General features: G+C 53.0%; 10 protein-coding genes. 7 read left to right on the top strand and 3 right to left on the bottom strand.

The window, feature by feature from the left end; translation table 11 throughout:
- The first annotated feature begins 49 nt into the window (after positions 1–49).
- The gene (locus Q366_RS20605; protein ID WP_051958181.1) at positions 50–763 is read left to right on the top strand and encodes a Crp/Fnr family transcriptional regulator; all 714 of its coding nucleotides are present in this window, start codon (positions 50–52) and stop codon (positions 761–763) included.
- A gap of 205 nt (positions 764–968) precedes the next feature.
- On the opposite strand, the gene Q366_RS19375 is transcribed toward Q366_RS20605, so the two are convergent.
- Together Q366_RS19375 and Q366_RS19370 are read right to left on the bottom strand one after the other, a co-directional pair.
- A complete protein-coding gene (locus Q366_RS19375) occupies positions 969–2,462 on the bottom strand; it encodes an SLC13 family permease (protein ID WP_245620034.1) in 1,494 nt (497 codons plus the stop codon).
- A gap of 17 nt (positions 2,463–2,479) precedes the next feature.
- Positions 2,480–3,394 (bottom strand): response regulator, encoded by a 915-nt coding sequence (locus tag Q366_RS19370; RefSeq protein WP_035242507.1) that lies wholly within the window; start codon positions 3,392–3,394, stop codon positions 2,480–2,482.
- A gap of 618 nt (positions 3,395–4,012) precedes the next feature.
- Between Q366_RS19370 and Q366_RS19365 the strand changes: the two genes are divergently transcribed.
- The 6 genes from Q366_RS19365 (at position 4,013) to Q366_RS19345 (ending at position 12,002) form a co-directional block, all read left to right on the top strand.
- Positions 4,013–5,818: a hypothetical protein gene (locus Q366_RS19365; RefSeq protein ID WP_035242505.1), complete on the top strand. Its 1,806-nt coding sequence runs from the start codon at positions 4,013–4,015 to the stop codon at positions 5,816–5,818.
- A 40-nt stretch (positions 5,819–5,858) separates the two neighbouring features.
- On the top strand, positions 5,859–5,984 hold the full coding sequence (locus Q366_RS22245; RefSeq protein WP_281175513.1) for a hypothetical protein: 126 nt from the start codon (positions 5,859–5,861) through the stop codon (positions 5,982–5,984).
- A 110-nt stretch (positions 5,985–6,094) separates the two neighbouring features.
- Positions 6,095–6,811 carry an aspartate/glutamate racemase family protein gene (locus tag Q366_RS19360; protein ID WP_035242697.1) on the top strand — a complete coding sequence of 239 codons (717 nt, stop codon included), beginning with the start codon at positions 6,095–6,097 and terminating at the stop codon, positions 6,809–6,811.
- Positions 6,812–10,669 (top strand): hybrid sensor histidine kinase/response regulator, encoded by a 3,858-nt coding sequence (locus tag Q366_RS19355; RefSeq protein WP_035242503.1) that lies wholly within the window; start codon positions 6,812–6,814, stop codon positions 10,667–10,669.
- Between the two features lie 225 nt (positions 10,670–10,894).
- A complete protein-coding gene (locus Q366_RS19350; RefSeq protein ID WP_035242501.1) occupies positions 10,895–11,737 on the top strand; it encodes an FRG domain-containing protein in 843 nt (280 codons plus the stop codon).
- 25 nt (positions 11,738–11,762) lie between these two features.
- On the top strand, positions 11,763–12,002 hold the full coding sequence (locus Q366_RS19345) for a hypothetical protein (RefSeq protein ID WP_156968253.1): 240 nt from the start codon (positions 11,763–11,765) through the stop codon (positions 12,000–12,002).
- Positions 12,003–12,007: 5 nt separating this feature from the next.
- Here Q366_RS19345 and Q366_RS19340 read toward each other — a convergent pair whose 3' ends face one another.
- The gene (locus tag Q366_RS19340; protein ID WP_035242498.1) at positions 12,008–12,838 is read right to left on the bottom strand and encodes a DUF4405 domain-containing protein; all 831 of its coding nucleotides are present in this window, start codon (positions 12,836–12,838) and stop codon (positions 12,008–12,010) included.
- Positions 12,839–12,861: the final 23 nt, after the last annotated feature.

The raw sequence follows: 12,861 nt of genomic DNA, 5'->3' as shown, positions 1-12,861 counted from the left end.
GTCTGGTAGGACGGGATACTGATAACCGTTTTAAAACAAAGGGCCCCCCATGCAGGAAAAAGGATTTACCCCCCTGGCAACCTACCTGAAGCAGACAACCGCCTGTGAACCTAAACCGGTCAACAAACCTGAATTTTCCCTGAGTCAGTACCAGAAAGGCCAAACCATCTTTACCGAAGGTGAAGACGGATACGACGCCTACATCATAAAGCAGGGGACGGTGGAGATATCAGTTCGGGATGAGGATAAAAAACTAGTTCTAACCCAGTTGAAAAGGCAGGATGTTTTTGGAGAAATGGCCCTGATCCTGGGCAACCATAAACGATCCGCAACCGCAACAGCAGTGACGGATGTCCGGTTGATCCGGATCCCCAAGTCCAAATTTGATGCGTATATGAAAGCCTCCCCCACTGTGATTACGACGACCCTGGTGGCCATAGCCCGGCGGGTGAACGAACTGACGCCCCAGACCGGTCAGTCGGTGGACGGATTTGAGGCAGCCGCCCGGATTCTCCACCTGATGAATGACCACCACCGTTCTGATATCTCCCTGGACCAAACCCTGGAAACCCTTTCCCATGTCCTGGCCATAGGCCCAAAAGAGATTGATCATGCCATCAAGCTGATGGCCAGTCTGAATCTGTTGGAAGTGGTAAATCCGGAAACACCCCAAGCCTGCATCCGAATTATTGACAAGGACCGTTTTCTGGAAAAGGCTCTTCACATCCGAACGGTTATAGGTAGCTTCCAGAATCCTGCCTGATCATATGGCTGGTTCTTACCACAGGTTCATATGGATGGTCTCCGAGGGTGGGCACAAAAAGTGTGCCACCCGGCAACTGGCAAGGGGGTATCGCGGGTGGAAAAGGACAAGCCTGGAATCTTTGCCCCGCGCGGCAAAGGCTCCAGGCTTGGTTTCGGCCCCATCCGGGCAAATGCCCGGGTGGGACCGGGGTGTTATTCATGCGCTACTTGCTTTGGATGAGTTCATATCCCGACATTGTCAGCTTTGCCGGGATCTTCATATTGTCGATGTTGCCCGGCATCTTGACCAGCGGATACCACAGGGCCATGCACAGGCAAAGCACAAGGATGCCGAGGATTGACCGGAACACCAGGACTTTAAACGCCTCCCACTGGGTAAAATACCCGAAGCCGTAAGCAATCAGGGTGGGAGGACAGCCAATGACCAGCAGTACAAAGGTCGTGGCCAGGGGGACAGCCATGGCAATGGGCGCCACAGGCGTTCCGGCCAGGTTCGCCATGGGCACCACCACAGGCACCAGCAATGCCGTGGCCGCCGCATTGGCCATGAAGCTGGTGATCAAGGCGCTCAGGGCAGATGCACCGGCAGCCACCACAGGCCAGGGAGAATTCGTGAAGATCGGGAAAATCTGGGTCGCGATCCATTTGCCGGCACCGGTATCGAGCATGGCCACGCCCAGGGAGAATCCCGCGCCGAAAACCATGATGGGGTTCCAGGGATACTCGTCCAGACAACGCTTCCAGTCCACCACGTTAAAGACCATGCACACGACGATAAACAGGCCGCCAATGGCTGAGACGTGAATCTTTGTAATGTCTGTCAGGAACCAGAGCAAAAAGGTGCCGGCAAGAATCCAGGAGAGCTGTTTTTCTTTTTTTTCCATGGGCGGCATTTTTGCGACAGCCAGTTCCGTGGGCAGTTCCTTGATCTTTGGCGGATAGATGATCCAGACCGCAATCCAGGTGGCAAGTCCCAGGGCCATGGACGGTACGAACTGGTATAACATGTATTCCATGAAACCGATGTTGTAACCGGTAATCTTGAAAAGCAGTTCCGCCGAAGCCGGGGACCGTCCGGAGCCCAGGAATGTCGCACCGCCGCCACAGGCCGCACTCAGGGGGATCATGAACATGAAATGTTTGGTAAAGCTGTTGCTCTTGTCAGGGGTCAGCCCCATTTTCAGGAACATGGGCATCATGGCATAGAGCAGGATAATGGTGATGGTGGCATCATGGGTCCATGCCGCAAGAAAGGTGGCGCCCATGCACAGCGTAAAACTGAGGCGCTTGACATTTCTGCCCCCGACTTTGAGAATATACGCCATCAGGCGGTTGGGTATGGTGGTCTGCCCGAGCATGACCCCGAGCATGATGATAAAAAAAACAAAAACAACGGTCCTGTTGGCATACGGTTCCCACGCGGCTTTGGAGGACTGAATCTTAAAAATGATCAGTCCGCAGCCCACCCCGATGGAGGTGACACCGATGGGAATGGCCTCGGATGTCCACAACAGAACGATTGTCGTTAAAAGAGCCAAAAAGGCGTGGCCCCGCGCACCCAGGTCTGCCGGGGTGGGGAGCAGCCAGATCAGAACACCTGCGGCAATGGAAACGGCAATCCATTTAAGGGCAAATTTCGGGCCTTTTTCCCCGCCGCCTTTCTCTTCCACGTTTGCAATATTCAGTTCGTGACTCATGTGATCCTCCAATCCGGTCATCTGGTGACGATGCTTACGATTTCAAAGAAAAGGTCCTGCTCCCTCAGAATACCCACGACTTTTTTGCCTGATGTGACAATCAGGCGGGTTCTCTGGGTTTTGAACAGCAGGTCCGCCACTTCCATGAGATTTGCGTCTTCATCAATCATGGGAGGGGAGTCCAGGGTGAGATCACCGATTTTTTTATCGGCCAGTGCCCTCATCTGGATCGTGAAAAGTCCGTCCCATCCCCCGGTGAATACGTGGGAAAACCGCACACTGTCCGCCTTGGAAGATTCCAGGACAGACAGATATTCAGGTCTTACCTCCCGGATCAGGTCTTTCATGCGGAGCAACCCGGCATAATTGCCGTCCCTGTCAAACACGATAAGGGACCGGTGGCCCGCTTCCCGGATCATGTTTCCGGATGCCAGCTGAGTCAGGGAATCCATGAGTTTGCCCACCGCCTCCCTGATGGTGGTATCAACGGTGACCGTGGTGTAGTCGTCCACTTGGGTCATGATATCCTTGACCTTTTTTTCCGTACGGGCTGCATCGGTATGCACCACCGCATAAGCCTCATTGATTTTTGCGGCAAGGATGTCGATGTCACAGGGCTTGGCCAGATAATCAAACGCGGCAAGCTTGCGGGAATCGGCGGCCGAATCCGGGGTCCCGTGTCCCGTGAGCATGATGACCTGGGTTTGGGGGGAAATCCTCTTGATTTCCGCAAGGGCCGCATGCCCATCCATCCCCTCCATTTTGACATCCAGCACGACCACGTCGCGGGGGGTGGTCCGGAGGATTTGGATGGCCTCTTCCCCGGACCCCGCAATGGTGGTGTCAAATCCTTTTTTTATTAAGAGCATTGATGCGGTTTCGCGAAATCGATCTTCGTCGTCAACCAACATCACTTTTATTTTTTGGGTCATGTTTCATTCTCCTTAAAACATGTTCAATCATTGCGGGCCAACCACAACGTAATGCCGTGCCGGCCCAGGTTCTGTCTGTTCAGGGTATGGCCGTTGTCGAATTTGTTTATGCTCTTAGTTGTTCAATGGTTTTCCTGGCGTTGTCACCTCCGTTGCTGAATTGCTGGATACACCCGCCATCTCCGGGATACGAAGATTCGGGAATGATGGGATCACAGCAACTTGCATGCCGTTGCGGCAAGGAATTCTAAAAATATATAACATATTGGATTTGTTTGTTTTAAACACACGTACACGCAACAGAAAATCAGGTGGCGGTGTCAGGAAAATTTTCAATTTGAAAATTTTTTATACAGCCTTGAAAAAAAAAGGGTTTCAAGATTGAGGCAAAAGAACAGGCCGTATCAAAAACGGCCAAAGCAAACTTGAAAAATCCGGAATCCCTGCCCTGTCTCTCAAGATCTCCGGAGTATTCCCGTCACTTTCTAAACTTTCTTCCAATGCTGGTCGAGGGGCAAAAACACAGGCTTGTCTGCGTACAATGGTTCGCAGGAAGCCTTTTGTTTTTTTACCCCATACGCGTTCATTTTGCACATCACACCAAGCAAAGGAGAAAACATGAAAGAGACGTACACAATCCAGCAATACCTTCAAAATATTGGGTCAATAACATGCCGGGGTCGGCAGGAAGGGATTACTGTGGAAATGACCCCCTACGCAGCTTATGGTCAATCCACCGATCCCCTGGTGGCGGACGGAAGAGTCCAACCGGTGTTCTACGGAGGACAGGCACAATATGTCCTGTTGCGAAAAAGTGATCTGGGTACCGGCGACGCCTGGCAGGTATTTCCGGATTTCAGGAAAAAGTATCAGGAAGCGGATCTTGTGATCCATGGGATTCAAAAAAAATATGAAGATTTGAAACAGCACCAGGGTCAGTCTCTCAGAGAAGCAAGGATGGTGCTATGTCTGTTTGCGGCAATGGGAACAACACCGTTGAACGCCTTATGGGTCCTGGTTTGGATCCGGCAGATCCAGTCCGAGCTGACAGATCTTTCCTGTTGTTTAAAACAGGATCTGCAGGACGCATATAAACGAATCCAGGAAGATAAGGGCATAACCTTGTGCAGGTCGGGCCTTATGTACGCCGTGATGCTGCGGTGCGATCTGATGCTGAACACCCCTGAAAACATCCGCATGATTCTGCCTGAAATCCGGGACACCTATCTGCTTGAAAACGGGCTTCCCCTGTTTTCATCCAACCTCTCGGCATGCCTGGGACCCAGGTGCGGCACAAATATGCTTGTTCACAACGCCGTATGCATTATCGGCGCGGATGAAGTCATTGCCAGGCTCACCCTTGATTGCGGCAGGCATATGGATTTTGACACGCTCACGGGTCAGCAGATGGGAAAGGGATCTTTATATGGCAGTTACAACGCGGAGGTACACCCCCTGACCCAAGCCCTGGCGGAATATAAATGCCGTATCCGGTCCGTTACCTTTTTTGAAAAACAGACCGGTCCCACAACCCAGGCCCTGGCAGAACTCCAGCGCGGATTTGTAACGGCCAAAGCGTTTGGATCAGACCTCTACTGCACCCTTCCCGGAGAGCAGTATAAGCTGCAAATGACTTCCCTTCTCCGTCCCCTGGAAGAGATCGGAAAGGAAGGGATTGCACGGGCCGCAGCGTTATCCTATGCCGCCATTGTGGACCGGGTGGTGGAGATGTTTTTTGTGCCCCTTATCCGGACCCTTTCCAAAGAATACGGCGTCCCCGTCCACATGGCAACCCCAGGAAGCCGGTTGGACAAGTCCCTTGCCCAAATCGAAACCTATGTGTTCAAACGCTATGGTGAACTTTGGCAGGAGCCTGATTCACCGGCATTCAGGCAAAAAGTGATGGGACATGTCACCCGGAGTCTTACAAACGATCAAGCGGCATGTCACCGGATTGAAGCCCCTTTCAAATACATCCTCTATCATCTTGCCGTACCCTTTTCTGCCTTGGGACCCGATGCCCTGACAGGGCGGAAAAAGGTGCTGAAACTTGAAACCAAGGGCATGGGGGAGATCACCTCTACCATAGCTGCCCGGAGACTTGCCCGGGACCTTGGACTCACACTGGATATGGTCATGCTGACCCAGCCCTATATTCCCACGCCCCATGGGGACCGGATGCTCTACTTTTCCCCGTGCCGGGAAAAAGTCTTTTTGGGCTGGCCGGAGTCATGGCATCATTTAACCGATTCCGAGGCATTCATCCAGCTCAGGTATCTGGATGTGGATCCCGGCCTGCTCCGGCAGATCGCGGCAAACCGTAAAAAAGGGGCAGCCTCCCTGCTGGGAGCGATCCTGGATGCACTTTACAACAAGGTCTTTGCCAATGTGAACGGTTCGCTCCGAAGCGTGAATATAGCTTAAACATGAAGAAGAAGAGGCATTGTCCGGAAATCCCGGGCAGATGCTGATAGCCCCTCGCCAGGACAATGTCCTGGCGGGGGGTATTCCGGTGCCGGGCAGGCAGGGACGCAAAAACCCCGGACCCGGGCCTTACATGGTTCTGGCAATGCCTGTTATTTTATGGTAGCTTTCATGACCAAATAATCTTAAGGATAATGTTCACGGCCCGTATCAGGGGCCAATTCAGGACCCGGAATGGATCATCCCGGAAATTTTAAGGATTGCCACGGAGGAACCATGAAGATCAAGATCATTGTGCCACTGGTCACTGATGAGTACAATGCCGGCATTAAAAAAGAGGTGGACAGGGTAAAGGCCCCGGACTGCAGTATCAGTATCGAGAACCTGAAAAAAGGCCCCTGCTCCATTGAAAGCCGGTATGATGAATTCCTGGCCGGACCGGATATGGTCAAAATCGCCTGCAAGGCCCAGGACCAGGGGTTTGACGGCATCTTTATCGACTGCTTTGGCGAGCCTCTGGTGCCGGTGGTCCGGGAGTTGGTGGATATCCCGGTGATCGGGGGATTCGGGGGGGCCATCATGGCGGCCAATATGATCTCCCAAAAATTTTCCATTATCAATGTGCTGGACAAGGTGGTGGCCATGAACCAGACCCTGGTCAGGAATTACGGTATGGTGGAAAATATCGCCTCCATGCCGGTGATCGGGATGCCGGTCAAGGAACTCAATGATAAGAAAAAGCTGACAGAGCGGCTGGTGGCGGTGAGCCTGGAGGCCATTGATACCCATGGGGCCCAGGCCATTGTCCTGGGGTGCACCGGCATGCTGGATGTGGCCAGGGAAGTGGCCCGGATACTGAAAGAAAAGGGAAAACCCGCCCCGGTAATTGATCCCACCACAACGGCAGTCACCCTGCTCCAGTCCCTGATACGCAACGGGCTTTCCCAAAGCCGGCTGACCTATTCCAAACCGGAGGAGCAAAAAAGCCTATAGATGACGGTATTCTCCACGGGACAGCGGCGTAAAAAAGGGATGGCTCTCTTCCATGGATGGCTGGGCAGTCTTGAGCTGCTTCTGATTCCGGTCTTGGGCCTGGTTTTCTGCAGCCCGGGCGTATGTCTGGCCTTCCGGGCCATGTTCTCCCATCCCTTTGATACGGGATCCTATAATTGCGGCCTTACCCAGGACCGGGACGGGTTTATCTGGGTGGGAACCCCCGAAGGGGTGGTCCGGTGGGACGGGTCTGAAATGAAGCGGTTCTCATCCGGCCCGGATTCCCTTGGCAACGACATCGCTCCCTGTGTGTTTGCCGACAGTTCCGGTTTCAGGATCTGGGTGGCCACCATGGGAGGTGGGTTAAACTGCTTTGACAAGCGGTTGAACAGATTTATCTATTTCCGGCATGATCCCGGCAATTCCGCCAGCATCAGTTCGGATTTTTTCAACTGGGCCCCAAGGACCATTGCCGAAGACCGGGACGGGAAGATCTGGGCCGGGACCCAGAAAGGCCTGAACCTTTACGATCCCTTTAAAGAAACCTTTGTCCGTTACCTTCCCGAACCCGGGAATCCCAACAGCCTGAGCCACGGGAATATTTTTACGGTTTTTGTGGACCGGGAGAACAAGGTCTGGGCCGGAACCCAGACCGGGGGACTGAATCGCCTGGACAAAGAAACAGGGCGTGTTACCCGGATTTCCCTGGGGACTCTGGGGCAGCAGTCTCCGGATGCTTCGCAGAGTTCCGGACCCGGGTGCATCAACAGCATCATCCAGGGGCCCAAGGGATTTCTCTGGATCGGCACTGCCAGAGCCGGACTCTTTCGTCTGGATCCCCGGACCCTTGAAACCCGGCAATTTGTCCATGATCCCCATAAAGTCCGGGGCCTGGCCAGCAACTATGTCTACGCGCTCATGTCCGACGGCAATGGCAATATCTGGATCTCCCACTCCTATACCGCCCCTGTGGGGCTGGATATTTTTAACACCTGTTCAGAGACCTTCACCTCCCTGCGCCATGATCCGGATAATCCTCTGAGTCCCAGGGGAGACAAGATCATGGATCTTTTCATGGACCGCCAGGGCATTGTCTGGACCGTGGAAAATACAGGGCCTGTGGATGCCTGGGACAGCTTTGCCCACCAGTTTGCCATCTACCGCCACAATGCCAGGAACAACACCAGCCTGGGGTCCAACTCGGTGATCATGCTCTTTCAGGACAGCCGGAACACTATCTGGATTGCCGGCGGGAGCCAGGGCGGGCTCTCCCGTTTCAATCCCGGGACAGATGATTTTTCCAGGGCAGGTCCGGTTGAACAAGAAAATCCTGCTCTTTCTTCGGTATATTCGGTGTGCGAGGACAGTGCCGGCCGATTATGGGTGGGATCAGGTGATGGGTCCCTGAATGTATATAACCGGGAGGACCGGACCCTGGCGGCGACCTATCAGAATCCCCTGGTCGTTGGAGCCGCGCCCAGAGGTCTTATTCAGAATCGTCTCAATCCGGACCTGCTCTGGTTCGGCACTCAGGATAAGGGGCTTTTCCGGTTCAATATGAAGACAGGCAGGTTCCGTCAGTTTGTCCATGACCATGTCAACCCCCGAAGTCTAAGTCACGACGTGGCGTTTCATCTGGTTGAAGATCGGGAGGGAACTCTTTGGATTTCCACACAAAACGGGCTGAACCGTTACAATCCCGCCACAGAAACCTTTCACCGGTTTATGAAAGGTACAAACGGCCTTCGGGGAAACAATATCAATGACTGCCATGAGGATGCAACGGGCCGCTTCTGGGTGAGTACCGAAGACGGGGGGCTCCATCTTTTTGACAGGAAAAGCGGGGTATTCACGCCTGTGGCAGAGGCCCAGGGTCTGCCCTCCAGGGCCATACGGGCCATACTGGAAGATGACAGGGGACGGCTCTGGCTGAGTTCCGATAAGGGGCTGTATCTCTTTGACACCAAAGATCAAAAGGTCCTGGAACATTACTCGGAAAAAGACGGACTCCAGGGAGACAGGTTCAGTGTCTTTGCCACCAGTGCCCTGAAAAGCCGGGAGGGAGACCTCTGGTTTTCCGGCCTTTCAGGGGTGAACCGTTTCCATCCAGACCAAATCATAAAAAATCCCTATGTCCCGCCGGTGAGGCTGATTTCTCTTGAACAGGAAGGACGGCCCCTTCCCACCGGAATGGCCCCGGAAGCCATCCAGCGGATCCATCTGCCCTGGCAGAAGAATTTTTTTGAATTTGAATTTTCAGTCCTGAATTTCACCCGTCCAAAAAACAATGAATATGCCTACTTTCTTGAAGGGTTTGAAACCCAGTGGAACCGGACCGGAACCCGGCGGTACGGCAAGTACACCAACCTGCCCGGAGGGACTTATACCCTGCGGCTGTTCGGCAGCAACAACAACGGGTTATGGAACAAGAAGGGCAAGGCCATCAAAATCCAGGTGGATAAACCGCCCTGGCAACGGACCTGGGCCTATGTGGGCTACTGTATGGCAGTCATCTGGATCTGGATCGGAGTCTGGCGGATCGCCCATAAAAAGGTAAAAAAGAAAATCAAGCTCCAGGCAGCAGAGCTGGAACGGGAAAAGCAGGTCATTGGGCAGCTCCGTCTCATTGATAAGATGAAGTCCGAATTGCTTCAAAAGCAGGCCCAGGTGGAGAACGAACTTGTCAAAAACAAGCAGAAACTTGAAGAGATGGTTAAGGCGCGGACCCTGGCTCTGGAGGCTGAAAAGGAGAAGGCCGAGGCTGCCAGCAAGGCCAAGGGCGAGTTCCTGGCCAATATGAGCCATGAAATCCGGACCCCGCTGAACCTGGTCATCGGGTTTTCCGATATCATCCATAAAGAGGCCCAGGATGAGACTATTAAAGCATATGTGGACACCATCCGGTCCGCAGGGAATTCACTTTTGGCCCTGCTCAACGATATCCTTGATCTGTCCAAGGCGGAATCCGGGAATTTCCCCCTTAAATATGCCGCCTTTGATCTTGGGGGACTGTTAAAGGAACTCCACCAGATCTATGCCAATACAGCCCGGGTCAAGGGACTTGAATTTTCCCTAGACATGGAAAAAGAGGTGCCCCCCAGCATCGTCCTGGACAGGGTCAGGCTCAGGCAGATCCTGATGAACATCACGGGAAATGCCATTAAATTTACCGCCTCCGGATTTGTCAAACTTACGGCCGGATACCGGCGTTTTGAAAAAGGGGACAGGTTTTCAGAGCTTTTCTTTGTCATCCGGGACAGTGGCATCGGCATTGCCCCGGACCAGAAGGAGCGGATATTCGAAAGGTTCAGCCAGCAGCAGGGCCAGAACTTTGACATCTACGGCGGAACCGGCATCGGGCTTTCCATATCCCAAAAACTGGTGGAGGCCATGGGCGGCACCATTGAGGTGGACTCAACCCCCGGCAAGGGCAGCAGCTTTCTGGTGTCCATTCCCAATGTCAAAAGCGGGTCCGGGGAAACCAAAGCCCCATCCTGGGACGCTGTTATGGCACAAGCCGATGAAAAAGAGGCAATCCTTCACCTCTTCCCCCCGCCCAAAGACTATACGCCCATGGCCCTTGAAGAACTGAAGGCATTGTTGATTCTACTCAAGGGCGAGATGCTGGGCAGATGGGAGCACCTCAGTGACGCCATGATCATCGGCAATGTCGAAGCCTTTGCCGGGGAGATCGTCGAACTGGGCCGGGCCTATGGGTACGACCCCCTGCGGATATGGGGGGAAGCTGTGTCAAAACAGGCCAAAACCTTTGACATGGTTTCCCTTCCGGATACCTTGAAATGCTTTCCCAGTCTGATTGACCAACTTTCCGGCCTTGTTCAACCTTGCACTCCTTAGAACGGCCGGGCTGATTTTCCTGATCTTAAAACGACCACCCCTGGTCAAGCAGGGCCAGGTGTTTGTCATACTAATCCGTGATGAGCCGGGGGAATATTTATTTTATAGCATCTGTCTGACTGCAAACAGGATGAACAATTCAAACAAATATGATATTTACCCTTTGGGCCATGGCCTACGAAAAAACAAAAACACCGGGGCTGCCCCGGGGAGGGAGGGGATTATATGCCGGACATCACTATTAATTCCTGGGGCATGCTCCAGGAAGAATTGTTCAAAGGATCCTGGAATGATGCCATCCAAAGGTTCCGGCCACCCTTTGTTTACCGGGGCCTGTCCGATGCATCCTACCGCCTTGAAACCTCTCTGATGCGCCTGGGCGGACCGTTCTGGTCCCTTGAAAAGCATCTGCTGCGCAATTTCCGCAAATATTCCAGGGCCCAGGGGCGGGAAGAACCCGATTCCTTCTGGCACCTTCTGGCCGTGGCCCAGCACCACGGACTGCCCACCCGCCTCATGGACTGGACCTATTCTCCCTATATTGCCCTTCATTTTGCCCTGGCCAACATTGAACGGTTTAACCTGGACGGGGTGATCTGGCGGATAAATTATGAACAGGTCCATGACCGGCTGCCGGCCGAACTTAAAGAACAACTGGCCGCAGAAGGTGCCCAGGCGTTTACCGTGGAGCTGCTCACCGGTATCGGCCAGGAACGGCCGGATTGCCACGCCGGGGAAAAAACCTTTCATCAGTATGTTGAAACCTTAACCCAGTTTGATGCCCTGGGCCGGTCCGAGGAGTTCCTGCTCTTTTTTGAGCCGCCATCCATTGACGAGCGCATCGTGAACCAGTATGCCCTCTTTTCCGTCATGCCCAATCCCTGCCGCGTAATTGATGACTGGCTGAACCTTCATTCCGATCTTTTCCAGCGCATCATTATTCCGGCGGGCCTTAAATGGGAATGCCGGGATAAACTGGATCTGTGTAATATCACGGAGCGTGTGCTGTTTCCCGGACTAGACGGGCTGGGATCCTGGCTGAAACGCCATTACAGTCCAAAGAGCTGATCCTTGCTTTGAAATGGATAAAAACATGGTCTCCATACTGCCCGATGGTCCCCGATTTTTACCCCTGGCCCTATTAATGCGCCGCCTGATGACACAGGGCGGTGCTCTTTTTTCCCCGGCCCTGGGGTTTGTGGAGATCCCCTTTGAGGGAACCCGCCTGCCAGGCTATTTCAGGCCATCGGATAAAGGGTCCGGCCAGACCCTGATCATGGTGGAAGGCGGGGAAACCTTTGCCCAAGACCTGGTCTTCTACATTATATGTTGATATGTTTATAATGATGTGACCACGTCGTGAATGACTTCAAACAGTGTCTGGGGTTCCATGCCTTTGGCTTCGGCAATTTCCTTGATGGTCTGATCCGGCTCAGCCTTAATCTGTCTGGCGTCAAGGCCGGTGATGATTTTTTCGGTATCCAGGTTGTACTGGGTACATAGATCCTTTAAACGCATTCTTCCGATGCCGGGAAAGGGCTGGTCAGGAAAAATTGTGGCGTCGGTTGTTTTCACAGGCGGCAGCATGGCCGCATATACATCTTTGGGGGTGCAGTGGTTTGCCCGGGCAATGTCAAGCAGGGTCCAGGATTCATCACCAAATGCAATATTTGATTTTTGAAGCTGGTGTTTGATCACTTCAATATCAAGACCGGTGCGTTTGGCAAACAGTTTCAAAGAGGAGAGTTCCGCATGCCCGTAAGGGGGTTCCCCGTATTTTTGGGCGCCTGCATCCTTGAAAGATGCGCTGAAATCAAGAATGGTGCTCATGGGCGGAATATGAAGCAGGGTTCCAAAAGTGAAAATAAGCGTGACAGCAAGGGCCATATTAAAATCCGGGGTAAAAATCTTAAGCTGTTTGGCCCTGTTTTTCATATAGGTGACCATGGGTTTCCAGTTGTAGTACAGATGCAAAAGGCCTGAAATGAGAAACAGAACACCAAGATTGATATGAATATCGCCCCAAAGGGTTTTGGTTAATCCCATAAAGTGCCAGTCAGACCAGTAGGCCACCCGTCCCTCGGGAACAACATAGAGAACAACGCTGGTCACGATCAGCAGCAGAAAAGACAGAAACATGGTTAACGAGGTTATTTTTCGCAATTTCATAAAGGGTTCCTCCTGTTGATGCG

The sequence above is a fragment of the Desulfobacter vibrioformis DSM 8776 genome, assembly GCF_000745975.1.
GTDB classification, from domain to species: Bacteria; Desulfobacterota; Desulfobacteria; order Desulfobacterales; family Desulfobacteraceae; genus Desulfobacter; species Desulfobacter vibrioformis.
This window is presented reverse-complemented; position numbering and strand designations above follow the sequence as displayed.